Annotated in this window: 25 protein-coding genes and 1 pseudogene; 20 read left to right on the forward strand and 6 right to left on the reverse strand. The window is 62.8% G+C overall.

The window, feature by feature from the left end; translation table 11 throughout:
* Positions 1–304: 304 nt before the first annotated feature.
* The 5 genes from CH275_RS29950 to CH275_RS09870 all read left to right on the forward strand — a co-directional run bounded on the left by CH275_RS29950 (position 305) and on the right by CH275_RS09870 (position 4,127).
* Complete coding sequence (locus CH275_RS29950) at positions 305–1,354, forward strand: MinD/ParA family ATP-binding protein (protein ID WP_256990950.1); 1,050 nt, start codon at positions 305–307, stop codon at positions 1,352–1,354.
* A 307-nt stretch (positions 1,355–1,661) separates the two neighbouring features.
* Positions 1,662–2,108 (forward strand): hypothetical protein, encoded by a 447-nt coding sequence (locus CH275_RS09855; protein ID WP_094677600.1) that lies wholly within the window; start codon positions 1,662–1,664, stop codon positions 2,106–2,108.
* On the forward strand, positions 2,105–2,554 hold the full coding sequence (locus CH275_RS09860) for a hypothetical protein (protein WP_094677602.1): 450 nt from the start codon (positions 2,105–2,107) through the stop codon (positions 2,552–2,554). The genes CH275_RS09855 and CH275_RS09860 overlap by 4 nt, the downstream gene beginning before the upstream one ends.
* Positions 2,551–3,411: an RAMP superfamily CRISPR-associated protein gene (locus CH275_RS09865; RefSeq protein ID WP_094677604.1), complete on the forward strand. Its 861-nt coding sequence runs from the start codon at positions 2,551–2,553 to the stop codon at positions 3,409–3,411. Before CH275_RS09860 ends, CH275_RS09865 begins: the two co-directional genes overlap by 4 nt.
* A complete protein-coding gene (locus CH275_RS09870) occupies positions 3,411–4,127 on the forward strand; it encodes a hypothetical protein (RefSeq protein WP_094677606.1) in 717 nt (238 codons plus the stop codon). The genes CH275_RS09865 and CH275_RS09870 overlap by 1 nt, the downstream gene beginning before the upstream one ends.
* Before the next feature lie 300 nt (positions 4,128–4,427).
* Here CH275_RS09870 and CH275_RS30355 read toward each other — a convergent pair whose 3' ends face one another.
* On the reverse strand, positions 4,428–4,529 hold the full coding sequence (locus CH275_RS30355) for a helix-turn-helix domain-containing protein (RefSeq protein WP_373453696.1): 102 nt from the start codon (positions 4,527–4,529) through the stop codon (positions 4,428–4,430).
* 399 nt (positions 4,530–4,928) lie between these two features.
* Between CH275_RS30355 and CH275_RS09880 the strand changes: the two genes are divergently transcribed.
* From CH275_RS09880 to CH275_RS29170, 4 genes are all read left to right on the forward strand, one after another.
* Entirely contained in the window at positions 4,929–5,417 is a 489-nt protein-coding gene (locus tag CH275_RS09880) for a hypothetical protein (protein ID WP_094677610.1), read from the forward strand.
* 201 nt (positions 5,418–5,618) lie between these two features.
* Complete coding sequence (locus tag CH275_RS09885; protein ID WP_256990951.1) at positions 5,619–6,383, forward strand: hypothetical protein; 765 nt, start codon at positions 5,619–5,621, stop codon at positions 6,381–6,383.
* Positions 6,384–6,649: 266 nt separating this feature from the next.
* Positions 6,650–7,204 (forward strand): recombinase family protein, encoded by a 555-nt coding sequence (locus tag CH275_RS09890; protein ID WP_218828772.1) that lies wholly within the window; start codon positions 6,650–6,652, stop codon positions 7,202–7,204.
* 50 nt (positions 7,205–7,254) lie between these two features.
* Positions 7,255–7,593: a hypothetical protein gene (locus tag CH275_RS29170; RefSeq protein ID WP_143546739.1), complete on the forward strand. Its 339-nt coding sequence runs from the start codon at positions 7,255–7,257 to the stop codon at positions 7,591–7,593.
* Positions 7,594–8,170: 577 nt separating this feature from the next.
* On the opposite strand, the gene CH275_RS29955 is transcribed toward CH275_RS29170, so the two are convergent.
* Complete coding sequence (locus tag CH275_RS29955) at positions 8,171–9,712, reverse strand: LGFP repeat-containing protein (protein ID WP_256990952.1); 1,542 nt, start codon at positions 9,710–9,712, stop codon at positions 8,171–8,173.
* A gap of 387 nt (positions 9,713–10,099) precedes the next feature.
* On the opposite strand from CH275_RS29955, the gene CH275_RS09905 reads away from it, so the two are divergent.
* From CH275_RS09905 to CH275_RS29960, 4 genes and pseudogenes are all read left to right on the forward strand, one after another.
* The gene (locus tag CH275_RS09905; RefSeq protein ID WP_094677618.1) at positions 10,100–10,435 is read left to right on the forward strand and encodes an LGFP repeat-containing protein; all 336 of its coding nucleotides are present in this window, start codon (positions 10,100–10,102) and stop codon (positions 10,433–10,435) included.
* A gap of 731 nt (positions 10,436–11,166) precedes the next feature.
* Entirely contained in the window at positions 11,167–11,385 is a 219-nt protein-coding gene (locus CH275_RS09915) for a hypothetical protein (protein WP_094677622.1), read from the forward strand.
* Positions 11,337–11,534, forward strand: a pseudogene (locus CH275_RS30360) (IS110 family transposase); the annotation flags it as partial. The gene CH275_RS09915 and the pseudogene CH275_RS30360, both read left to right, overlap by 49 nt.
* Before the next feature lie 83 nt (positions 11,535–11,617).
* Positions 11,618–12,028 (forward strand): hypothetical protein, encoded by a 411-nt coding sequence (locus CH275_RS29960; RefSeq protein WP_256990953.1) that lies wholly within the window; start codon positions 11,618–11,620, stop codon positions 12,026–12,028.
* A 242-nt stretch (positions 12,029–12,270) separates the two neighbouring features.
* On the opposite strand, the gene CH275_RS09925 is transcribed toward CH275_RS29960, so the two are convergent.
* A complete protein-coding gene (locus CH275_RS09925) occupies positions 12,271–13,530 on the reverse strand; it encodes a DUF3500 domain-containing protein (protein WP_094677626.1) in 1,260 nt (419 codons plus the stop codon).
* 833 nt (positions 13,531–14,363) lie between these two features.
* Complete coding sequence (locus CH275_RS09930) at positions 14,364–15,725, reverse strand: FAD-binding oxidoreductase (RefSeq protein ID WP_094677628.1); 1,362 nt, start codon at positions 15,723–15,725, stop codon at positions 14,364–14,366.
* Positions 15,726–16,224: 499 nt separating this feature from the next.
* On the opposite strand from CH275_RS09930, the gene CH275_RS09935 reads away from it, so the two are divergent.
* The 7 genes from CH275_RS09935 (at position 16,225) to CH275_RS09965 (ending at position 22,746) form a co-directional block, all read left to right on the forward strand.
* On the forward strand, positions 16,225–17,082 hold the full coding sequence (locus tag CH275_RS09935; RefSeq protein ID WP_179276080.1) for a polysaccharide deacetylase family protein: 858 nt from the start codon (positions 16,225–16,227) through the stop codon (positions 17,080–17,082).
* A gap of 25 nt (positions 17,083–17,107) precedes the next feature.
* Complete coding sequence (locus CH275_RS09940; RefSeq protein ID WP_094677632.1) at positions 17,108–18,772, forward strand: NAD-dependent malic enzyme; 1,665 nt, start codon at positions 17,108–17,110, stop codon at positions 18,770–18,772.
* Entirely contained in the window at positions 18,769–20,235 is a 1,467-nt protein-coding gene (gene fumC, locus CH275_RS09945; RefSeq protein ID WP_094677634.1) for a class II fumarate hydratase, read from the forward strand. The genes CH275_RS09940 and fumC overlap by 4 nt, the downstream gene beginning before the upstream one ends.
* A 74-nt stretch (positions 20,236–20,309) precedes the next feature.
* Positions 20,310–21,008, forward strand: a complete 699-nt coding sequence (locus CH275_RS09950; RefSeq protein ID WP_094677636.1) for an SDR family oxidoreductase — start codon at positions 20,310–20,312, stop codon at positions 21,006–21,008.
* Positions 21,005–21,583, forward strand: coding sequence for an ester cyclase (locus CH275_RS09955; RefSeq protein WP_256990954.1), 579 nt, complete (start codon positions 21,005–21,007; stop codon positions 21,581–21,583). Before CH275_RS09950 ends, CH275_RS09955 begins: the two co-directional genes overlap by 4 nt.
* 53 nt (positions 21,584–21,636) lie before the next feature.
* A complete protein-coding gene (locus tag CH275_RS09960) occupies positions 21,637–21,825 on the forward strand; it encodes a hypothetical protein (RefSeq protein WP_094677638.1) in 189 nt (62 codons plus the stop codon).
* 36 nt (positions 21,826–21,861) lie between these two features.
* Complete coding sequence (locus CH275_RS09965; protein ID WP_094677640.1) at positions 21,862–22,746, forward strand: LysR family transcriptional regulator; 885 nt, start codon at positions 21,862–21,864, stop codon at positions 22,744–22,746.
* Positions 22,747–23,016: 270 nt separating this feature from the next.
* On the opposite strand, the gene CH275_RS09970 is transcribed toward CH275_RS09965, so the two are convergent.
* Both CH275_RS09970 and CH275_RS09975 read right to left on the reverse strand, forming a co-directional pair.
* Complete coding sequence (locus tag CH275_RS09970) at positions 23,017–23,343, reverse strand: hypothetical protein (protein WP_094677642.1); 327 nt, start codon at positions 23,341–23,343, stop codon at positions 23,017–23,019.
* The gene (locus CH275_RS09975; protein ID WP_094677644.1) at positions 23,328–23,519 is read right to left on the reverse strand and encodes a hypothetical protein; all 192 of its coding nucleotides are present in this window, start codon (positions 23,517–23,519) and stop codon (positions 23,328–23,330) included. The genes CH275_RS09970 and CH275_RS09975 overlap by 16 nt, the downstream gene beginning before the upstream one ends.
* Positions 23,520–23,528: the final 9 nt, after the last annotated feature.

Consider the following 23,528-nt stretch of genomic DNA (forward strand, 5'->3'; position numbering starts at 1 on the left):
CGTATCCCAAGCCCGGTCCAGAGTCGCATCTGAATTCGCGCAGAGAGACCGGCCCAGCGCCGCACCCAGCAGCTCCCCCTCGGCGAGCCAGCCCAATTCTGGTGCTCATCGACCCACCTCGGAGCCGGCCTCACGGCCGCCGCGCGTCAACGATGGTCAGGCATCAATGCCGGACCGGCCCTCGGCCTGGCCAGGGCAGGGCGGCTCCGCACCCGCTGTTGAGCAATGGCACACCAACAAGTCGGTCGACAGTTCAGCACCGACATCTCACCCGGAGCCAACAAGCGCCCCCGACTCTCCGGCAGTGACAGCTCATCGCCCCTTCACCTCGCAGCCCGTTCAGTTGGTAGAACCAGTGCCGACAGCAATTCCGACAGCAAGGCCGACAGCAGCTGTTGCCCCTCCGCGGTCGATCGACGAACTGGAGCTGATCCGCCGTGCGCAACTGCCACCGAGCAAAGGTTGGCGACGATGGCTCTACCGACTCTCCTTCGGTTCAGCCAATCCCGGCCAGTCGCCGGCTGAACTCGAGTACGAGCAGCTCCTGCGCCGCGTACGGCAACCGGTTCGAGGAAACTACAAGATCGCAGTCCTGTCCATGAAGGGCGGGGTCGGAAAAACAACCACGACAATAGGGCTTGGATCGACCTTCGCAGCACTGCGGGGCGACCGCGTCATTGCCTATGACGCCAACCCAGATTTCGGGACGCTCGTCTACCGCATTCACCGAGACAGTGACCGCACAGTGCGAGACTTGCTCGCGGACAAAGAAGTACACAGCTACTCCGACGTACGGAGCTACACCTCGCAAGCGCGAAGCAGGCTCGAAGTTCTTGCAAGCGAGCGTGATCCGTCCGTTTCCGAAGCATTCAACGAGCGCGACTACACCGCCGCATTGCGCATCCTCGAACAGTTCTACAACATCATCTTGACCGATTGCGGCACCGGTCTCATGAACTCGGCCATGGCAGGCGTCCTCAAAGAAGCCGACGCATTGGTCCTGGTCTCCTCCGCGGCCAAGGACGGAGCGCGCAGCGCTGGGGCGACCCTCGAATGGCTGTCGCGACACGGCTTCGACGACCTGGTCAAACGCACCGTTGTCGTCATCAACGAATCACGGAAGGGCTCGACGGCCCTCGATGTCGAGCAACTCAAGTCCTACTTCGCAGAACGCACTCGCGCCGTCCAGGTCGTCCCGTACGACGACCACCTTGCCGAAGGCGACACCATCGATCTTGAGTTACTGGGCAAGCCTGCACAACGCGCGTTCGTTGAGCTGGCTGCTCTGCTCGCCGACGACTTTCCTGCCAACGTCGGCCGGCACGTACCAGCGCCCGGCCCGAGTCCTTGGTGAGTTGGACTGTGCCGGTGAAAGTTGGCCTGTTCGTAGTGTCCGGTCGCGCCGTTAGAGTGCAGATATGGCCGAACTATCAAGGGGCAGTCCAGCGCTCGACGTTGTGACGACCGCCTACGAGGCCGCAACAGAATCTGCGGTTTCGTGGCCACCAGCCAGCGTTTCAGGTGACTCCGCGTGCGCGCGGTGCGGTGGCGCGACAGAAGGTTCCGGACGGCGAGTGCGTGAGACTGTGTCGAGAACGTTCACCGGGTTCGACGGGTGGGTAGACGTTGCGGCTCCTACGATGTGTCGAGTCTGCGTTTGGGTGTACACGACAACGGCACTTCGCTCGGACCTCCTGCTGGTCACCAGTGATCCACTGCGCGTCACGAAATTGTCGAAGACCCGCTTACGTCGCGTTCTGGGACAAGCGATCTCTCCGACGTCCGCCGTCGTGGTTCCGTTACGTCCTGGGCGCAAGCACATTCTTCCTCATGCACGGTGGGGTCGGGTCGCCGTCGACGACGTCGCGCTTCCATGGACAGAGCACGACGCGGAACGACTGAGCGCAGTCGTGCGATTGCGACGGCGAGGGTTCTCCCTGGCCGCCCTTGCGCGCGCAGCACCGGCATTCAGCACGCTCAAGAACATTCCGCATCGAACGTGGACGTCTGTGTTCGAGGATTGGGGCAGCCTCGATCCGTGGCGAGAGCGTCCTGTGTACCTCGACCTCGCAGCGACGGCTTCAACGTCAACCAGAGGCACGGCATGACCCCGACCAGAGCTACGACACCGACCCGAACCTGGCTGGACGCAGCGACCTTCCTGCCGCCCGTCACCGGTGCCGCAGCAATAGCCGAACGACTGTTGCTGCTGCTGCACTACGGAATCAACTGGGACAACGGGTGGGTGGGACGCCGGAGAGAGCTGTACTGGGACCACCACCTGCCAGACCGAGTCCGGGTCGCGACATACACCGGCGGAGCCGACCTCGATCGATGGTGGAGCACCGTGGCAACCGATCTCGAGTCAGCGCCGTCGACGAAAGAACAACGCCTCGAACTATCGGTCCTTCTACGCGAGGAATCGATACCGGTCCTGACCCTCTTACGGGAAAACACCACCGCCCTCGTACTCCGAACACGGATCGTGGCCGAAGCTGTTCAAGCGCGCCGGTCCACCACAGCGACTCTTACATCGCCCAGGAGGCAGAAGTGACCTCGACCCTGCGCTGGCACCTCGACATCATAGCGGTCTCGGCGATCTCGCACCGCGGTGAACACAGCGCCACCACAACGACCTTGTTCCGGCGCGAAAAAATACTGCAGCCCAACGGTTCCGCAGCCTTGGTTCCGATTGTGTCCGGCAACTCCTTCCGAGGGGCGCTCCGGCGGATCGGAGAGGAGCTATTACGGGACGCCCTCGCATACGAAGGGCTTCTCAGCTTGTCTGCAGCACACACACTTCGGAACGGGGGCAGCCTGACCAAGGTCACCGGAGAGCCCCTGTCCGGCGAACGGCTCCACCGGCTCCGTACATTGAATCCACAGGTCAGCGTCTTCGGCGGCAGCGGCGGCGGTCGAATGATCGACGGCTGTCTCCGCGTGGGCAAAGTGATCCCGCACGTCCTCGAAACCGACCACCTCATGAGCCGTCCCGCACCCGACCGTGCTGTCCTGAGCCAATTCGACACCATGGCGCTCGAACGGTACAGCCGGTTCGATGATTCCACCGATCATGACTTCCCCGCAGTCGCCCGAACCGACGCAGCCACCGTCGACGGTAGCTCCCTGATGCGTTACGAGATCGAAACGCTGCCTGCCGGTACGCGATTCGAGTCCTTCTTGCGTCTCGATCGCGCAACCGATCTGGACGTGGCCTTCTTCTCCGACGTCGTTGGCAGGTTCGTCGAGTCCGGAACCATCGGCGGGCGTACAGCTATCGGACACGGCCTCGTCCGCACCAGATTCGAGCGGACCCTTCTCGCAGGCGACGAGCCGAAAGAGCTCGACTGGCGAACCCATCTGCAAGAGCGCCGTGACGAGGCGCTGGAAGTAATGGAAGCGCTGACGTGATGAGGCCGTTCGAGGTGAAAGCACACCTGGCGGTTGGACTTGCGCATGCAGCTCCGTGGGCGACGAGCCTCGATGGCTTGCTCGCATCCGAGATGTGGGAAGACGAAAAAGCCGCTGCTCGGGACCGCGGACAGTACCTCGAAGCCGCCGGCCCCGACGAGGTGCCCGCCGATCTGGATTTACCACTCGCTCGGTGCACTCTGGGGGGAGGCGACGACTGGCATTGGTGCGCGACATACGCCTATCCCGAAGACCTTGCCGACGCGCCGGAGATCCATCACTGGAGCGGCCGCCCCGACCACCGTGCGCTCGAGCAACTCGCGAGGTACCGACCGTCGGTCATCTCCGACCGGCAGGGTCGGTATCGCGCACGCCAAATGCCGCTGCTGCTGACTTCCACGCGGACTGTGCTCTGGAGAGGTGTCGGCGACATCGACCGGGTGAGCGCAACCCTGGCTTTGATCGATGCGATCGGGAAGAAGCGCAGCCAGGGCGAGGGGCAGGTGCTGAGATGGGAAGTGCAGCCCGTCGATATCGATGCCTGGTCGGCCGGCCATCTTCATCCGAACGGCCACCTCGGTCGCCTGAGCCCACGGATCTGTCTGCAGGGCAGGCCAACAGTTGAAACAGGCGGTTTGGGCCGAGGCGCGTTACGGCCACCGCACATGCACCGGTCGAGAATGCGCGAGGTATGCATGCCATGGACACCCCAGTGACCCGTGAACCCTCATCGGAAGCGTTGCGGGACAGCAACTTGTCGGTACCGAACGCCATACTGACAACCATGCGAATCCGAACCCTCGATGGTCCACCGCTACCTGCCGAAATCTTGGCCTATGCGGCACGCGCGGTCGTTCTTGCCGACCTTCTCGCCAGTCAAGACATTTCCTGCGGCGAGAAGCCTTCGCGTTGAGCGACGCAAGTCGAGACGCGTCAACGATCAACCGCGGTTGACCGCGCCGACAGTAACGGGGTTGGCACCACCGGGCAGTCTGACCGGCGACACGCGCATTGATTCACGCTGTGCGGGAGCGTATTCGGTACACCTGCCGGGTGGTGATTCCGAGCTGGCTTGCAATGGACTTGGCTGGGACGTGCTGGGCCGAAAGCGTGGCTATCGTGAGCGCCTGTTATTGATGCCGGGTAGGCCGGCTCTCTATGGCTCGCAGACCAACAAATTCTGCTATTCGGAACTTGCCCCCTGTTGATCGAGCCATCCACCCTCATCCTCATGCTTCACGCCAAGAGAGGTTGCCGTCATGAGTGACATTGGCCAACTAATTATCGAAGAGCTCACCCCTGAACAGGCGCGCGAAGAGATAAGTGTAAGGACACTCGCCGCGTGGCGCACCTACCTAGAAGAGTCGGGCGGTGTCGTGCCAGGCCCAGAGGGAAGCACCCACAAAGTGTCCTTGGAGCCATGGAAGGAATCACCACCGGATACTCTGCTTAAGATCGTCGTGCGATGGGTCGACCCAAGTCGCGTCGGTACATACGACAAAGGTTAGTCCCCGAGAATGCTTGTTCTCCAGATCCTTGCCACGCTCTTTTGCTTCATCGCGGCCGGGCAACTGCTGACCGCAGGAGCAGCAAAGACAGGTAATTTTCGCCTAGTCACGATAAGAGCCGGGTCTCAAACAACCGCGATCGCGATTATTTTGCTCGACTTCGCTGTCGGAGTGTGGGCTGCCGTCGGTCAGCCGTCAGCAGCTTTCCTTCTGTGGGGCCTTGCAGCTTTCTACGGGTCGGGTGCCGTCTACAAAAGCTTCGTTGTTTTGAGCCCTAACCGCGAGTACTGCGCCTGCACGATCGCCAACAAGCAAACAGAGGGGGTGGACGTCTGCGCAAATCTGATCATGGCTAGTGGCGCGGCCGCCCTGGCTGCCACAGGCGTGAACAGACCTACATGGAGCTCGGTTGCAGGCGCAGCTGTCCTAGTTGCCTTTGCAGTCGTTCACCTCCGCCGTTCTGTTGCACAAGTGCGAGTTCAGCGTTGGTCGTTCTAGGCGCGATCCGTCTTCGTGTCGAGTGCTCGTCCCCTCCTCACCCAAACCCGCAAGGCGCGCCTCTCAAGCGATCCGGCCGAAGCGGCAGACGAGCCATGCGAAGGCGCGTCGTCACCAGCCTGTGTCGTTCCGTCGTATCGATCGATTGTCCTGCGGTGTGGCGGAGCCCGGTGGCGGCCGTAGGCCTCTTAGGGTTCGGCCATGGATTCGCGCGGTACAGGTGACGACGGTCGACATCCCACAGACGGAACCGACAGCAGTAGCATCGGCGCGGACGACGCCCCTCCCGGTCGAGACGGCAGCGGTGACGGTGTGGTCATTCCGGTGAACTTCGGGTCCGGAACTCCTCGACGGGGCGATGCCCCCTCCTCCCCCGATGCGGAACCGGACCTGTCCGCAGATATCGACGGCGATCCGGTGTTCGAGGATCTGGTGATCGAACTGACGGCCCGGCAACGCCGGTTCGTCGAAGTCGCAGCGTGGACTCTGGCCGACGATGTCTACGACGCGATCGAAGAGGTACACCGACGCCCCGAGTCGGCATCGCACGGCTCGTCGATCCTCAACGACTTCCCGCCTGCGACATGGACGCAGCCGGCGGCATGGTGGCGTGAGCAGGCCCGCTGCTTCGACGACCTCGCACTCGAGGCACAGGCCGGTATCGACCCCGATCCGGTCTGCACCGGGGAGGAAATGGCGCTGCACCTGATCCTCGGCCGAGCACGGGCAATGGCAACCGACGAGTCCGATCGCCGTATGGATTTGGTCGGCAGCATCGCCGCGCACGACAACGACGACGACTGGGAAGGTCCGCTGGACTTTCTGTTCCAGGACCACGATGTGCTGACGTTGTTCGACAACGACCTCGAACCGTTTCCCGGTGCAGCCAATCTCGCGCCCGACAATTGGTTCACCCCGTTCGTAGACACCGAGTCACGCAGGCCCGATCGCGGTTTCAGACGCTGACGCCCCACGCCGTCGCTCCTCCTGTCACACGCATCAACGCGCATCGAAGACGTTCGTTTCTGGGGCACCGATTCGTGAGACACGGGAGCGGCCCAAACGAGCCGTGCGATCGCAGACCGCCGGTGCTGTCCCCAGCAGGGGGACAGGACCCGTCTGCACTCGACAGCGCGACATTCGAGACCAGATCGTGATGTGTCTCAGAAACCTGTCTCACGCCCTGACGCGTCGCCTGTGGCTTGTCTGCCGTTTCTGAGACAGTCATCCTCGTGAGCGCCATTTTGGGATACATGAGGGTTTCGACCACCGATCAGTCGCTGGATCTACAGAGAGACGCACTGACGGCCGCCGGCTGCTTCCGGGTCTGGGAAGAAGTCGCGTCCGGAGCGGACAAGGATCGACCACAGCTGCAGCTGCTCCTCGACAGCGTCCGCGCCGGCGACGTCGTCGCAGTGTGGCGACTCGACCGACTCGGCCGCTCCCTGAGCCACCTCATCGAAACCAAAGGCGCATCACTCCGCAGCATCACTGAAGGAATCGACACCTCCACAGTCGGAGGACGACTGACCTACAACATCTTTGGCTCACTCGCCGAATTTGAACGAGACCTCGTCCAAGAACGCACAATGGCAGGCCTCGCCGCCGCACGAGCCCGCGGCCGCATCGGCGGACAATCACCCAAGATCGACCCCGGCAAAGCCCGCCACATCCGACGCATGCTCGCCGACGGAACACCGAAGACGGAAATCGCCTCCGTCCTCGGAATCGGCCGCGCCACGCTCTACCGTCACCTCACTTCCACAGCCACCTCTCGTGACGAGTAGGGCTCTCACGCCACCTGCCGCTGTAGTCATGTAGTTGGCATACTTGTCTGATGAACAGCAGTGGAATCAAGTTGTCGGACCTCGTGGCCGGTCTTCCGGTGGAATATGACGGGCCCGATACTGATATCGCGATCATCGACGAATCTTCATTTCCGCGTGTCTTGTCATCTGGGCATCCAGGACTGGTTCGCGATCCAACACCGCAGCATATTATGGTGGACTGGGTTTGCTTGGAGCACGAACCTATTAGCTATGCATCCGGCTTCGTGGCGGATGGTTGCGAGGCCGAAGAAAAAGGCGTAGTCCCTGGATTGAGAAAGCTGACGATAGTTGAGTACCAACGGCGCGCCGCCGCAATGAGAGCTGCGGCGGCGCAGAAAAATCCGTGATGCTCAGCTAGTTGATTGCGTACGGCCACTTTCCCTTTGCCGGGTACTCGATTACCGAGTTGACCCAGGGTTCGCAGTCAATCTTCCCATCCTTTGTGCAGTGCATCGTTACAACTCCATACGTATTATTTTCGGTTGGGAAAGATGAAGGACGGTAGTCAACCACAAGCTTAATAGTATCTTGCTCATAGGTTTCACACCCTTTGCCGAAAGGTCCGACTACCCAATCGCATTCTGTCCTGCCTATAGGCTGATAATACTGGTAGACGGTCCCGCTTGGCGGCTGTTCTTGTATGCCTCCACCTGGCTGAAGGAGAGTAGATGCGAACAGATTGTGGTTATCTATGTTGTGTTTGCGCAAGATTTTGTCTGCGCCTGCACCATTCAACCCGTCCCAGTATCCACGGCGAAGAAGAGCAAGTTGCCCATCTTGATCCGAAGCTTCCATGACAATGTCGTATGTGTTGTTTACTGTCTGAGCTGAAGCCTTATCCGGTGGTGCTGAAATCATGGACGTCGCGATGAGAGCGATTACAAAAAGTACTTTAAGACGCATTTTGTTATCTCTTTCTTACCGTTAGTAATGCCTGTAGTAGGCGTAACCGTCAGACCCAATAGTGACTTCTCCCCGCTGGAATAGCTGACGAAGATCAATTCCGGGAGCCGGGGAGAATCGTGGCAGGGCAGTCGGGTACCCCAATGCACCCAGCTCGTTTCCGAGATGCTCCCATATTTGAAAGACTTTCCATGGGACGCGCCACGCTCCGGTAACGACTGTCGAGTAGATGTAATCGCCCGACTCGAAACGAACCCAATGTCCAATGCCGTCGGACGAGACAAGCTCGTCGCTCAAGGGATATCCAAAGTGCCCATCTTCGCGGCCATCTCGGGCCCACACGTCACGTACAGCGCCGAAAAGTAGACGAGCACCGGTGGGTTGTGACCAGGTGATGGTCCCGTTGACGAAGTTGTTGTATCGGCCGTTATTCTTGTTCACCGGGAGCTCGTCTGAGCTGGGGTATCCCAGGGGTCCGGCGTAACCGCCTGCGCTATTCCACTTGTCTCGTATGACGCCGCCGATAGCGGACCCGACTGCGTTTTGAAACGCTACGTATATAGCACCGCCTTGGAATTCCTGATGCCGCCCCACTCCGTTCGAATGCACGATCTCGTCGGTGGTTGGGTACCGGAGAAAACCAGCCTCGTAGCGATGAACTCCCCAGCGGTTGAGGAAGCTGTTGACGACGGGGTGTGCGCCGGTGGCGGCGGACCAGTAGATGGGGCCGTTGAGGAATTGGGTGCGTTTGCCGTAGCCGTCGGGGTTGGTGTACTCGGGGGAGTTGGGGAAAGAGAGGAAGCTTCCCGGTCCGCCGAGGGAGTTGTACTTGTCGCGGATGACACCGCACACCTCGTAAGGCGATGGCCAATAGGTCTGGCAGCCTGCTGCAGCACGTGACATGCGCTGGCGGGCTTCCATGGTTTCGGCCTTGTCCGCATCTTCCTTGGTGAACGGTGCCGGGATCTCTTCACGGTCCGACCGCATTTCACCGGGGACGACGGTGGCGTTCGGGTCTTCGGTCGGTGCCCAGTCCGGATCAGGTTCGGCGGTCTTGGACGACAGGTCGTCGTTCTCGGGTTCGACCGGTTCGACGGCAGACGGTTCCGCCGGAGTCGGAGCGTCTGCGAGCGCGGGTGCCGGCTCCGGTGCTGGAGTCGGTGACTCCGGTGCGGGTGCGGGTGCAACCGCGGGGGCCTGCGCCGCGGGCGCGGGAATGGTGGTCGACGTCGCTGCCGGCGGTACGGCGGGCACGGTTGTGCACGACGGTGTCGGGACCGCGGTAGTGGTCGTGGTGGTCGGCGGTGCCATGGTCGTGGTGGTCGGTGCTGTGGTGGTCGGTGTCGCACACGGGTCGACCGGTGCGGGTGCCTGCTGCACCGACGCCGATTCCGGGTTGCCGGACGGTGTCGGGGCCGCCGGGGTGGTGCTCGGTTGCGCCAACGCACCAGCGGTGCCGGAGACCAACACCAGTGCCACGGTGCCGGCGGTGAACAGCGACCTGGACGCTGAACGGATACCTCGGCGTGGTGGCCGCAGAGATCTCGACGAAATCGTCGTCATGGATGTCCTTCGTTCACGGAGAAGCGGTTCCGATCGGGCCGCTGACAGCATCCTCAACGACAATCCCAAGCCTGACAACACGAACCGTAAAGAAAGTCCATAGAACAAACCATGCGGTCGTCTCCCTGCGGGCTAGTAGACCCGGTTCCCCGTTTCGGGCACAAGACTCAAGCGCAATACTCGCTAGGCATGGTGAAAAGGCTTGAAGCGGTGAACCATTGGTATGTTTCGTGACAAATCCGTTCGACCACGACTTACCCCACAACGTGCGGCCAGGTCTGCTAGCGTCGGCTCCGCGCCCACCGCAGTCCTTGCAGTAGCTGTCAAGAAACAGCGGGCGTGTGTCACGCATCCTCCGAAACGTCTTCGAGAGAACGGGCCCCATCCATGACTCGATCGACCCTCACGGCAGGCACCCGCGGACTCGTCGTCGCGGGCATCATCGGCGCAGCCGCCGTCACCGGCCTCGCCACCGCACAGGCCGCGCCAAGTACCGGATCCTCCTCCGTCACAACCGTTGCCGCTGAGTGCACGTCTTTCTGGCCCTCGCCCCACCAGGTGTGCGGCGAAATACGAGACCTCTACGTCAGCCTCGGCGGCGCACAGAGTGCGCTGTCGTTCCCGAGTGGACCCGAGGTCACCAACCCCGACGGCAGCAAGTACAGCACTTTTTTCAACGGAACCATCCACTGGTCACAGGCCACCGGGGCATACGTAGCCTGACTCCCGGCCACAGGGGCGACAGTCCCTTGCACGGAAAGCCTCGGACTGCCGCGCCTGCGTGAGTGGCAGGCTAAGTCGACACCGAGGGGAATACGCTCACCGCGGTTCGTATCCGGGTCTCGACGCGCATTGGTACGTGAGTCGTCGGTATCAAACGTTTCGACGCGACAATATTGGCTCTTGCCAGGTGGTTTGCGGCGGAGAGGCACCTCAACGGGATTACAAGCCCCGCGAGGTGCCTTTCTTGTTTCCGGACTCCATTAGCCGATGAGTTGGCCGATCAGGGTACCGCGACACTGAATGTGTTCAGCCTCCGTCGCTCCCGCACAATCACCGCGCGAGCTCCACAGGTGGGAGGTGGCCACCCCGCCGGCGTCGACGCGCGTGATGCATCCCGCCTGTCGGCGGTGCCGGCCACCCTGCGGGCGTCCCCCGAATCGAGCTTCGCTGCGCTCCGCACCGGAGAAGAGATCGAATTTCTTGTCGCACATCTGGCTCCCGGCGATACTGCATCACCCGTGCCCGCCGCCTCAACCCCTCGCTCCGCTGCGCTACGACCGAAGGCTCCGAACACTTTTCGTAGAGCAGTCGCTACGCGCCCACGGAAACTGTCCGGCCGCGGCGTTGCCCCGTCGTCCCCGTGCGCTGCTGTATCTCCTCACGCCAGATGACGGCGAAAAGAAATTGGCAGAGCAGGCCGGGGGACCGGTCGCGGGGGAGAGGCACCAGTCATGGCCGCACGAACCAAGACCAGCGCAGCGGACAAAGCCGAAGCACGCCGCGAGCTGGCGGCATCACTGCACACCTCGATCACCGCGAAAGTAGCCGAGCTGACCAGCTCCGATACCTGGCGCGCGTACCTCGCCGGATACTCAGCCGAGACCTGCCGCAGGACGAAGCGATGCTCCGCGCACTCTTCGCCGAGCTCGCGGCACACGGGTCGGTGCTGATGGTGGTCGACCAACCCCGCAACATCGGAGCATTACCGATCGCGGTGGCCCGCGACAGCGCCATCGACGTCGCCTACCTGCCCGGCCTGCGGATGCGCCGCATCGCGGCACTGTATCCAGGGCAGGCGAAAACCGACGCCCGCGATGCCTTCATCATCGCCGACGCCGCCCGCACACTGCCCGACACCTTGTACCCGTCACCCAAGACGACGACATCGTCGAAGGCCTGCGAATGCTCGCCGGATTCGACGCGGACCTGGCCACCGAGGAGAACCGCATCACGAGCCGCATCCGATCGGTACTGCTCTCGGTGCACCCCGCCCTCGAACGGGCCATCGGCAAACACCTGTACCGCCCCGTCGCCCTGGCACTGCTGGCCGAGTTCGGTGGCCCGGTCGGGTTCGCCGCAGCAACCCCGGCGGCACTGCGACGGGTCGCGAAACGGTCGGCACCGCCCATCGGCTACAAGATCGCGGACTCGATTATCACTGCACTGGCCGAGCCGACCGTGCTCGTGCCGGGGGCGGAGAAATCGAACTTCGTGCTGAAAACCCTTGCGCGGCAGCTGAGCGAGGTCCGTCGTGCCCGCGCCGAACTGGAAGAGCAATTCGAGTCCGAACTGTGGTTCCGAGGGCATCGGTGACCTCGAACCGTAGATGTGGCCGGCCGTCGCCTGTGTGGTGTTGGGCGGCTGGCTCAATCCAAGCGCTTGAGACACCGCGTGCATCGAACGTGCGTGCACGTCGACTGGAACAGAAGTGCAGGGCATCGCAGAATCCGTGTCCGAGGACAGGAGTCCGGCAATGTGTTCGCTGGGCCCTATGTTCGCACCGGCGTCTCGTCGGCTACCGGACGTCGAGACAAAAGCTCGCTGCGAGGGGGGGATCAGGAGCCTGCGACGCCGCCGGGTGGGGTGCCGCCTGCCGGCGGAGTGCCACCGGTGGGTCCGCCGCCCATACCCGTTGCTGCTTGCTGAGTCGCGCTGTTCGCGTAGTCGTTGGTGGGATCTCGGTAGATGGTATGCACGTGGCCCCAGCCGGATGTGGTGACGCCGGTGACGTCGGCGCCCGCCGATCCTTGCTGTGCGGCGAACTCGACGTAGACGTTCGGTCCGGAGACTTGGAAGTAGATGCCGTCGCCTTGCGTCATGTCGTAGGTTGTTGCGCCGGACCAGTTCACGTAGGTGGTGTTGAGAGTGGATTCGATCTCGGCGAGTGCGGCGTCCGTCGTTTCTTCGTCGGCCATGCCGGCCCAGTTGGCGATGACGTCGAGGAGCAGTTGCTTCTGTTCGTCGGTGAGGTCGGCGCCGGAAAGGCCGGTGCCGGTGGGGTAGTCGCAGGTGCTGCCGGGTGCGCAGACCATGTTCGCCACAGTGTCGCCCTGGTACAGGGTGGCTTTCTGCTCGTCGGTCAGGCTGTCGTAGAACGCGAACGCATCGGTGTAGATGCCGTCGAACGGTTGTACGTCGTTACCGTCAGCGTCGGTGTATTCGGCCGGTTGGATGCCCAGGTGCGTCGGGGCGAACGTGATGGCGTCGGACGAGCCGTCGAGGGTGGCGTTGATGCCGAGGTGGTGACCGCCGAATTGGACCTCCCAGGCGCTGGTGTCGGACGGGTCGCCGAAGAACGCAATGTAGTACTGGCCCAACGACTCTTCGGTGGAGTTGCTGTTCTCGTGCAGGTATTCGTCGCCGCCCATGATTCCGCTGACGGTGGCGTAGGCATCGTCGCTGAGCAGGCTTTCGAGCACGGCGAGTGCTGCTGTTTTCTGTTCGTCGGTGAGGTCGGACAGGTTCACACCGGCGCGGTCGACGAACGTGACCGGGAAGTTCGACCACGACGTGGTCTTGGTCTCGTCGTCGTAGGAGTAGAGGACGGTGTCGCGCTGCTCCTCCGACAGCGTGGCCAGGAACGCTTCGGCGGCGTCGGCGGTGGACGAGATGGTTTCGGCGGTGGTGGTCGCTGAGGCGGATGATGAGGTGGACTCGGCGCTCTGCGAGGTGGTCGCGGTTGTCGTTGCGGTGGTGGTGGTGTCTGCAGCGCAGCCGCTGAGGGCGAGACCGCCGACGAGTAGGGCCGAGGCGAATGCCAAGCGGATTCGTTTGCGGGGGGAGGTGGGCGATTGGCGAGGTATGTCGATCGTCATGCCACGAAGGTTATAGCCCGATCCTGCAAGGTCCCTGTGAGCCAGCTGTGCACTAGCGGTGGAAGAGCCGATGCGAGCCGCGACTGCCGAAGCTCGGGGCCGGGTGGCCAAGCCGGTTCGATGAAAGATTGTGATCAGCCGCCCGCCCGAGGTAGTGGCGTTTATGCTTCGACTATTGACTAGACCGGAATGGCGGACCGCCTTGCTGATACAAACCACGACCAGTTCGGGCGTTTGCAGGCGACACGGAACCCGGCGGCGACCAGGTTGCGCAGCGAGGTGTCGTCGGTGCCCTGGAGCGCGAGCACCCGTTCCGGAGGAGAGGACTGGGTTCCGCGTTGGCTCCGGCGAGAAAGCGGCGCGCGGCGATCAGCGCCTAGTTCGATGCTGGTTGACGCTGAAGGCAGGTGCAGGGTGTAGCGCGAGGCCAACCAAATACGCGTCGATGCCCTTGGACGTCGCAATACCGCACGATCTCGACGCCCATGTTTTATCCGACATCGTTGTCCGCGAGAGGGCGTGGCCTTTGCAGCGAGAGGTCGGGCATCCGCGGACAGTAATATTGTTCATTCCGACATCGAACGGGCTACGAAACATCGGCGCGAAACGCTGGGCAGATGGCGTATCTCCCGTCGATCAGGATCGACGAACCGTGCGGAGTGGCCATGCCCGAGCTGCCACCGAAGCCGTCCGCCTGACGTCGTGACCGACACCGCTTGAGCCGCTACGATCACCCTCCCAAACGCCTTTCACATCCCACGGCGAAGCCCAACCCATCGATACGCGAAATGACGCCGGGCCTTTGTCGCGGTGGCTGTCACGGACAGCGCGCGTCACCAACGGGCGGACGGCATGAACACACCTTGCGGGTCGACTGAGTTCCGAAGCGACTGAAAACGCTGGAGTTCCGCTGTGCTCCACCCCGCGCGGACCAGGTCCATCGAACCGGTGCCCGCGAGATTGAGAAACGCGCGCCCGGCGGAATCCTCCTCGAAGCGAAAAAGAAACCGATCGAGCACACCGGGCAGGTCTGCCGCGATGGACGAGTCGGCAACGCCGATCAGGAATAGACAGTACGCGGCTCCCCGTCCGCCTACTGAACTGGGAGAGCGTGACGGCCGATCCAACGCTCCACCCATCAGCCTCAATTCAACTGTGGCAATGGGTAAATCGATGGCCGCGAGGACAGCTTCGATGGTCTGTTCGGTCATGTCCGTCAACAATGTTCCTCGCTCGATCACCGGTAAGGGTTCTACAGGATCCATGTGGATCGACGCCACCGCAGTCAGTGGCATCGTCGTCACCGTGTCCATGATCGGTTCTGCACTTGACCGCATGGGCTCAAGGAGTTCGGGTCCGAGTTCCGCTGACCCGACATAAGCGTATCGCAGGTGCAGGACGGTGCGGCTGCGCAGTTGCATCGGCAGTGCTGGTTCGGACGGTAAATGCAGCAGGGCAACGGATGTCGACACAGATTCCGGAACTGTCCGTGTCCACGATCGCCACGTGTTGAGAACCGCCCGGGCGTCGGAGACGTCGAAGAACATGCCGCCGCCGTACACCGTGTGTATCGGCAACAGGGCGATCACCATCTCGGTCACGATGCCGTAGCCACCACCGCCGCTACCGCGCAACGCCCAGAACAAGTCGCTGTCGGAATGCTCGTTGATTCGGCTGATACGCCCGTCAGCAGTGACGATTTCGAACGAGTGCACGAGGTCGGCGGCAAATCCGATGGTGCGACCCAGTGGACTCAAACCCCCTCCGAGTGTGTATCCGACAGCACCTGCCGCGGTGGATGATCCGGACGGCGCTCCGAGACCGAAGGCGGCGGCGGCGTCGAGTACCTGCTGCCACAGGACTCCCGCGCCGATGGTGGCGGTGCGGGAATCCGGATCGATACGCAGAGTGGTCATCAGACGTGTGGACACCATTACGGTGGCTTCGTCCGTGGCATGTGCACCGTGACCGGTGCATTTGACCGCGACCGTCAACCCGGCCGATGCGGCCACCTGGACTGCTGCCGCGACGTCGTCGGCGTCCTCGGCCACGACGACCGCGGCCGGTGAATGCGACACCGCAACATTGAAACCGGCGACTTCGGCGGTGTAGGCCGCGGATCCCGGACTCAGAACGGAACCGCGTATGGCGTTGTTCAGGACAGCGGGAATCGAGGTGGAATCGACGGGTGTCATGTGTTCCTTCGGTTGCTTCGGTGATGCCGAATTCTTTCTTCCGTTGTACCGCAGTGGGTTCAGCTAATTGGCACCACCAGGCACGAAATTCGTTCGCAGGTGAGGAGAATTGCGGCGCAATTATGTGGTCGCCGAGCTGTGTGGAGATTTGTGGTTCACGGGCTTCACCTGCGGGAACGGAAGCCGACGGCTTTGGGGAGGCCGCCCATTTGGGACCTACTGGGGAACGAGTCCCATGCAGTACGTTTATGGCAAGCCGAGAGAAAACGAAAGATTCGCGCACCGAACCTGCACTCAGCGGTGCCCATAAACAATCCGAATCTCGCAGCGTCGAAAAATCTATATTCCGACGGGACTTTCTGCTGCGCGATCTGCGCTGTATCGGGTGTCATCAACCATTTCATTCGTCTTCGTCCGGCCGGGCATGCTCAGCCGAGTCGGCATACGGAACACAACGAAGGACACCATGGCTACTCAATTCTGGCCCGACGGAGCGCAATTGGCAGTCACCGTCTCCATGCAATTCGAAGCGGGAGGGCAACCAATTAGCGGTGCGGGCGGCCCGATCACCGAGCCGGTGCTGCCAGGATTTCCCGATCTGGGACAGAACAGCTTCTACGAATACGGTGCTCGAGAAGGGGTGCCGCGGATCTTGGATCTGCTGGACAAACATGCGATTGCGATGACGTCGTTCATGATCGGCGATGCGGTTCGTCGGCATCCCGATGTTGCCGCCGAGATCGTGGCCCGCGGGCACGAGGCGGGCGCGCACGGACGTCGGTGGGAACGGCAATATCAACTCTCCCGCGCCGACGAGGCCGCGTGGATCGCCAGCAGCGTCCAGGCGATCGAAGAAGCCACAGGAACCCGTCCGACCGGCTACAACAACTACTGGATCCGCCCCGGGGTGAACACGTTGGAGGTCCTGCAAGAGCAAGGGTTTCAGTATCATATCGACGACCTGTCGGCGGATGAGCCATTTCTGCAACGGATCAACGGTGAACCGTTCGCCACGGTGCCGTACTCGGTGCACCTCAACGACATTGCCAGCTTCGACTTTCCCGGTTTCTCACCGGCCGACTACGAGCAACAGCTCGTCGACGAGTTCGATCAGCTCTATTCCGAAGGCGCGCACCGGCGCACGATGATGGTCATCGGGCTCCACGAGCGACTCTCGGGTCATGCATCGCGCGTGCGGGTACTCGACCGCATCCTTTCCCGGCTCCGCGAGCGCGGCGATGCCTGGTGGGCGCGCAAGGATCAGATCGCGCAATGGACTCTGGACCACCCGGACACCGCGACCTGGGTCGACCGCGATCCTGCGCCCATCAGCGGCCTACCCGGCCGCAGCCACTGACACCACAACGACAAGGATTTTCGACATGGACAACGGACAGCACGTCTTGCGTGATGCCCACCTCAATCGCGGCACCGCCTTCACCAGCGAGCAACGCCGCGCACTCGGGTTGACGGGGAGGCTACCGGCATCGGTGGAGACTGTGGAGGCACAAGCCGCACGCTCGTATCAGCAGCTGGGCTCGCAGCCGGACGACCTCGCAAAGTACGTGTATCTCAACGCATTACACGATCGAAACGAGACATTGTATTTCCGACTGCTGACCGACCACCTCGCCGAGCTGCTGCCCGTGGTCTACGACCCGACCATCGGCGACGCCATCGAGCAGTGGAGCCACGAATACCGACGATCGCGTGCACTGTACCTTTCGGTCGACCAGATCGGCGATGTGCGGGCTTCGTTCGAGACACTGGGCCTCGGTCCCGACGATGTCGACCTCATCGTGTGTTCCGACGCCGAAGAAATCCTGGGGATCGGGGACTGGGGCGTCAACGGTACCGACATCGCGGTCGGCAAGCTGGCCATCTACACCGCGGCCGCGGGCATCGATCCCCATCGCGTTATCGCGGTCAATCTCGATGTGGGCACCGACAATCAGGAGCTGCTCGACGATCCGGCCTACCTCGGCAACAGGCACGAACGTGTTCGCGGTGAGAAGTACGACGAACTGATCGACACCTATCTCGACGTCGCGAGCGATCTGTTTCCCCACGCGCTGTTGCATTTCGAGGATTTCGGACCGTCGAATGCGCGGCGGATCCTGATCGAGCACGGCGAGAGGCACCGGATTTTCAACGACGACATGCAGGGCACCGGTGCCATCGTCATGGCCGCGGTCATGTCCGGCATGAAGGTCACCGGTGGGCGTTTTGCCGACCAACGCCTTGTCGTGTTCGGTGCGGGTACCGCGGGCACCGGTATGGCCGATCAGATTTCGGCAGCCATGGTGGCCGACGGTCTGACGCTTGAGCAGGCGCGAGCACGGGTATGGTTGATCGACAAGGACGGGCTGGTCACCGACGACATGGACCATCTCCCCGACTACCAACAGCCCTACGCGAGGCCGGCAGCGGAGGTGACCGATGCGGGCGGAACGGTGGACCTGCTGTCCGTCGTCGAGTCGGTTCACCCCACCATCCTGATCGGGACCTCGACCGTCGCCGGGGCTTTCACCGAGGATGTGGTCCGAGCGTTGTGTGCCGGGGTGGAGCGCCCTGTCCTGCTCCCGTTGTCGAACCCGACGAGCCGCATCGAAGTGATACCGCGCGATGCCATCGCGTGGTCCGACGGTAATGCGTTGGTGGCGACCGGAATTCCGGCCGATCCGGTGGAACGCGATGGCGTGACCTACCACATCGGGCAGGGAAACAATGCTTTGCTCTATCCCGGGCTCGGGTTGGGCACCATCGTCGCCGGTGCGTCACGGGTGACCGACGGAATGCTCCTCGCGGCCGCAAATGCCGTCGCGGAGCAGGTCGACGTAGGCGCACGAGGCGCATCGCTACTTCCTCCGGTCGAGGACCTGCGCGCATCGTCGGCGATTGTCGCCGCAGCGGTGGCACGCGCCGCCGCAAGCGACGGAGTGGCGACCAAAGTTCACGGCGATCTCGATGCCGCTGTGCGCGAGGCGATGTGGACGCCGCAGTACCCGCCACTGGATCTCGCGTCCGAAATGGAGGCCGGCCGATGAGTAACTCGGACTGCTCGGGAGATCCCGAGGTCACCGATTTTCCCATCGGAATCACCGCGACCGGGATGCGCAGCGAGAGCGATTCGATGGGCAGTATCGATGTGCCCGCAGATCGTTACTGGGGCGCGCAGACCCAGCGGTCCCTGCAGCACTTCTCCATCGGAGACGACCGCATGCCGTCAGCGGTATACCGCGCGTACGGACGCGTCAAGAAGGCTGCTGCCGTTGTGAACGGGGACGCGGGCCGGTTGCAGGGGTGGCAACGCGATCTCATTGTGGGTGTGTGCGAGGAGGTCATCGACGGACGGCTCGACGACCACTTCCCGCTGTTCGTCTGGCAGACCGGTTCGGGCACCCAGTCCAACATGAACGTCAATGAGGTCATCAGCAACAGGTGCATTCAGCTCACCGGAGGCGAACTGGGATCGAAGACGCCGATCCACCCGAACGACCACGTCAACATGGGGCAATCGAGCAACGACACTTTTCCCACCGCGATGCACATTGCGACCGTCGCGGCGATCTCCGACCGGCTGCTTCCGGCCGTGCGAACACTGCACACTGCGGTGCAGGAGAACGCAGTCCGGTGGCGCGACATAATCAAGGTCGGGCGCACCCACCTCGAGGACGCGGTTCCGCTCACCGTCGGGCAGGAATGGTCCGGATACGCGTCGCAGATCCGTCAAGGAATCGACCGTGTCGATGCGAGTCTGCAAGCGCTGTACCAGTTGGCGATGGGCGGCACCGCAGTCGGTACCGGCCTGAACGCACCCGACGGGTTCGGCGTCGCCGCGGCCGTGCAGATCGCTGTCCAGACCGGTCTGCCCTACGTGTCGGCGGAGAACAAGTTCGCGGCGCTCGGTGGGCTCGATGCGATGGTCGCGGCAAGCGCTGCGCTGCGCTCGCTGGCCGTGGTGTTGCTGAAGATAGCCAATGACATTCGGTGGTCCGCGTCGGGCCCACGGGCCGGACTGGCGGAGCTGATCTTGCCTGCGAACGAACCGGGTAGTTCGATCATGCCTGGGAAGGTCAATCCCACTCAGTGCGAGGCGATGGTGATGGTCTGTATCCAGGTACTCGCCGACGATACCGCTGTGGCGTTCGCCGGCAGCCAGGGCAACTTCGAGCTCAACGCCATGCGGCCGATCGTCATCGACAATGTGCTCCACTCGGCAACGATCATGGCCGACATGTGCACCAAATTCACAGATTACTGCGTCAGTGGAATCGAGTTGAACCGCGACACCATCGCCGGGTACGTCAGCCGGTCACTGATGCTCGTCACCGCACTTTCACCGATCATCGGCTACGAGAAAGCGGCGGCCATCGCCCACCGCGCGCTGGCCGACGACAGCACACTGCGCGACGCCGCCCTGGCGACGGGATACATCGACGGCGACGACTTCGACCGGATCATCGACCCCAGGGCCATGGTAGGCATCGATATAGCTAATGAAACATAGTGAAACTATCGATTGTTCGACGGTCAAGTTCTTGTTTCACTGAGAGGAGCACACGAAACGAAAGGACGATCTGTATGCGCGTACTTCTAGTCAGCGGAGCGTCGGGAATCGGTCGGGCGATAGCGTCGGCTGTTCTCGACAGCGGCGGCGAGGTGGTCCTCGCCGGCCGCCGACGTGAGCCGCTCGATGCGGCGACAGCGGAGTTGGGTCCTCGCGCGAGCGCGGTGGTGATCGACCTCGCGGACGGACCGTCCATCGCGCAGGCGGCGGTGGCCGTCGGGCCGGTCGACCATGTTGTCAGTCTCACGGCTGATCACGCGAACGGGCCGGTCGCGGACCTGGACGGCGCAGCGGTGCGTCATGCGTTCGACGCAAAAGTCATCGGTCCGATTCTGCTGGCAAAGCACTTCGCCCCGTACCTGCAAGGTGGCGGGTCATTCCTGTTCTTCTCCGGCGTCGCCGCGTGGAAACCAGCACTGGGCCTATCGGTGATGGCCACGACGAACGGAGCAGTGGCGTTCCTCGCAGAAGCGCTCGCGGTGGAACTCGCACCCCTCCGCGTCAACGCTCTCTCACCCGGAATCGTGGATTCGGGGGCTTGGGATTCGATGGGTTCCGGCAAGGACACGTTGTTCGCGGACACCGCGTGTGCCAACCCCGTGGGCAGAGTCGGGCAACCGTCCGACATCGCGGCCGCGGCGCTGTCGTTGTTGACGAACACCTTCGTCACCGGCGTCACCCTTCATGTCGACGGGGGAGGGCGACTGGCGTGAGGCAAACACTGATCGTCGCCGCGGTGGCTGCGTCGGCGCTGACCGTTGCGTCTTGCGCGACCGACCCGACCGATACAGCTGACGCCCCGCCCCTGGTGGACTCCTCGGCCGACCTCGTCGCACCCGGGACGGTGGACGTCGGCGACGCACCGGTCACTGACCGCACACGACAGGTGGTGCGGCTCGCGCAGACGCTGTATACGTTCTGGGATACGGGCGATTCGGCGTACCTCGACCGTGCGGTGGACCCCGGTTTCGTCGACAACACGCTGCCGTCGGGCCGACCTCAGGGCCCTACCGGCCCAGCTGCGGCGTCGACGGCGTTCCGTACCGCGGTGCCCGATCTGACTTGCGAACTCGCCGATCTTAACGTCACCGGCGACACCTTTACAGCGCGGTTGGTCTTCCGAGGTCATTTCACCGGGACGTACGACGGCCGCGAGGGTGCCGGGCAACAGGTCGAGTTCGGCGCGATCGATATCCAACACGTCGGCGACAGTCGCATCGTCGAAGACTGGCACCTCGAAGACAACCTCACCTTCCTCCAGCAAACCGGAATCGTGCAGAGCGGCTGACCGAATCGCGCCTGCCCTCGCGCACCAATATTTCTTGAAAGGAACTGACACACATGAACATCGACCCCAGGGTCAGAATGACCGCAGGCATCATCATGGCTGCGATCTCCTTCTTCGTCGCCGTCACCAACTTCATCGACGGCGACATTCGTTCCGGCGTGATTCTCACTATCATCGGCATTTTCTTCAGCACGCTTCTCGTGCAGACGATCAGCCGCTTCATGACCGAAGATTCCAGCTAACGGTGCCGGACTCCCGTCGTCGCATACCCTCGATCGATGCCGACCCTCCGATCCCTCGAATGCTTCGTCGCCGTCGTGGACGCCGGCTCCGTCACCGCGGGAGCAGCGCAGCTGCATCTCTCTCAACCCGCGCTGTCTCATCAGCTTGCGTCGTTGGAAGCTGAGATCGGCTCCCCGCTGCTGGAACGCCTTCCTCGAGGGGTCCGTCCCACACCCACCGGTCGTGCTGTACTCACCGACGCACGGACCGCACTGACGGCGGCCGAGCGTGTTCTGCGGACCGGGCGAGCGGTGGCGGAGGGTAGTGAGGGCCGCGTCCGACTGGCATGCGCCGAAAGCATGACCGTCCCGCTCCTCGCGCCGACCTTGCGGAAGTGGACCAGAAAGTACCCGCACATCGGACTGGATCTGACCGAGTTCACCAGCGCGGATGCGATGGCTGAGGCGATCGACAATGGTGACGTCGACATCGCGCTCGGCCCTGCCCCTGCTCGTCTGCCCGCAAACACCGACGAGCTCGGCACGGAGGACATCGTGGTGGTCGTACCGGAGGGCCTCGATCTTGAAGACAAGCAGGACATCTCGTGGACGGAGCTTGCCGACAAGCCAATCGTTCACTACCACCCAGCCAACGGTTTGCGGGCCTGGTTAGACACTGTTGCGGCATCGCACGATGTCAACCTCGAGGCGGTCACTCACACTCGAAGTGCTACTACAGCAGCGCAACTTGCCCATGCCGGTCTGGGCCTGGCTCTCGTCCCGACCACCGCACTCCCTGCCCGGTTCACCGGCATCGCCAGGGCGCTCCACCCTCCGCTGCAGCGGTCGGTCGTCGTGATGGTCGGGTCTCGCACTGACACACTCACACGCAGGTTCGTCGACGACCTTCTGACCCGAGGCATGGGTGCGCGACGCCATTGAATCGCGACGCGAATGCAAGGCCGAACAGGTGCACGCAGACACCGAGCCGCCCAGTCGTGCACCGAGGAGGACCACGTGTCGTTTCGTTATCGATTTGATGGTGCTCGGAGACGAGAGTTGCGGCCGCTAGGCCTGGTACAACTTTTTTGCCCCGGTCATGGCACCGTCACCGGAACGGCGGGAAACGGTTCGTAATTCTGAGCCTCACCGTCGCACGTGCGGGCTATCGGATGGGGACGATCTGCGGGCCATTCGTCTCGATCACGGCGTCTATTCGACGCCGCGACTGTAGCCGGGTGGAGCCGTCCCTTGGTCGGTGGGACGGGCTCGCAACGCAGTGACCGAAACCAGCTCCGCCGCATCTTTACGTGCAACCATCGCAGCGCTCACTGCAGCGACATCCGGGTCGTCGAAACTGCGAAGCACGGCGTGGACGCGATGTTCCTCCTGCGGCCAGGTGAGCCCGAACGCTTCGGCTACTGCGACGTAGTCTGCGGCGCGTTGCTCGACATCCAGTGCCCTGGCGGAGCGGTTGCGGCGCACGAAGTCTCGTACCGCCCGCCAGCGCCAGTGATGGACGATCAGCCGAACGCGCATGCTGCCACGGGGACGTCGGCGAACCGGTCCATCAGAAACGCCGCAGCTTCGCCGCCGTACCCGACGATTAGCTGCAGCCCGAAATGGTTGGGCAACACTGCACCCTGCAGGATCGGCGGCAACGGATTCGTCCGGAACTCGACCGAGGCGAGCCAAGCCTGCCACAGCGCTTGCACCGAAAAACG

Origin of the sequence: Rhodococcus sp. 06-235-1A (genome assembly GCF_002258785.1) — a bacterium.
In the GTDB taxonomy this organism is placed as follows: domain Bacteria; phylum Actinomycetota; class Actinomycetes; order Mycobacteriales; family Mycobacteriaceae; genus Rhodococcoides.

Excerpts from the sequence above, each read along its gene's own strand:
- CH275_RS09860 (WP_094677602.1), top strand. The coding sequence starts at position 2,105 with ATGACCCCGACCAGAGCTACGACACCGACCCGAACCTGGCTGGACGCA.
- CH275_RS09870 (WP_094677606.1), top strand. The coding sequence starts at position 3,411 with ATGAGGCCGTTCGAGGTGAAAGCACACCTGGCGGTTGGACTTGCGCAT.
- CH275_RS09880 (WP_094677610.1), top strand. The coding sequence starts at position 4,929 with ATGCTTGTTCTCCAGATCCTTGCCACGCTCTTTTGCTTCATCGCGGCC.
- CH275_RS09885 (WP_256990951.1), top strand. The coding sequence starts at position 5,619 with ATGGATTCGCGCGGTACAGGTGACGACGGTCGACATCCCACAGACGGA.
- CH275_RS29170 (WP_143546739.1), top strand. The coding sequence starts at position 7,255 with ATGAACAGCAGTGGAATCAAGTTGTCGGACCTCGTGGCCGGTCTTCCG.
- CH275_RS29955 (WP_256990952.1), bottom strand. The coding sequence starts at position 9,712 with ATGACGACGATTTCGTCGAGATCTCTGCGGCCACCACGCCGAGGTATC.
- CH275_RS09905 (WP_094677618.1), top strand. The coding sequence starts at position 10,100 with ATGACTCGATCGACCCTCACGGCAGGCACCCGCGGACTCGTCGTCGCG.
- CH275_RS09915 (WP_094677622.1), top strand. The coding sequence starts at position 11,167 with ATGGCCGCACGAACCAAGACCAGCGCAGCGGACAAAGCCGAAGCACGC.
- CH275_RS29960 (WP_256990953.1), top strand. The coding sequence starts at position 11,618 with ATGCTCGCCGGATTCGACGCGGACCTGGCCACCGAGGAGAACCGCATC.
- CH275_RS09925 (WP_094677626.1), bottom strand. The coding sequence starts at position 13,530 with ATGACGATCGACATACCTCGCCAATCGCCCACCTCCCCCCGCAAACGA.
- CH275_RS09930 (WP_094677628.1), bottom strand. The coding sequence starts at position 15,725 with ATGACACCCGTCGATTCCACCTCGATTCCCGCTGTCCTGAACAACGCC.
- CH275_RS09940 (WP_094677632.1), top strand. The coding sequence starts at position 17,108 with ATGGACAACGGACAGCACGTCTTGCGTGATGCCCACCTCAATCGCGGC.
- fumC (WP_094677634.1), top strand. The coding sequence starts at position 18,769 with ATGAGTAACTCGGACTGCTCGGGAGATCCCGAGGTCACCGATTTTCCC.
- CH275_RS09950 (WP_094677636.1), top strand. The coding sequence starts at position 20,310 with ATGCGCGTACTTCTAGTCAGCGGAGCGTCGGGAATCGGTCGGGCGATA.
- CH275_RS09960 (WP_094677638.1), top strand. The coding sequence starts at position 21,637 with ATGAACATCGACCCCAGGGTCAGAATGACCGCAGGCATCATCATGGCT.
- CH275_RS09965 (WP_094677640.1), top strand. The coding sequence starts at position 21,862 with ATGCCGACCCTCCGATCCCTCGAATGCTTCGTCGCCGTCGTGGACGCC.
- CH275_RS09970 (WP_094677642.1), bottom strand. The coding sequence starts at position 23,343 with ATGCGCGTTCGGCTGATCGTCCATCACTGGCGCTGGCGGGCGGTACGA.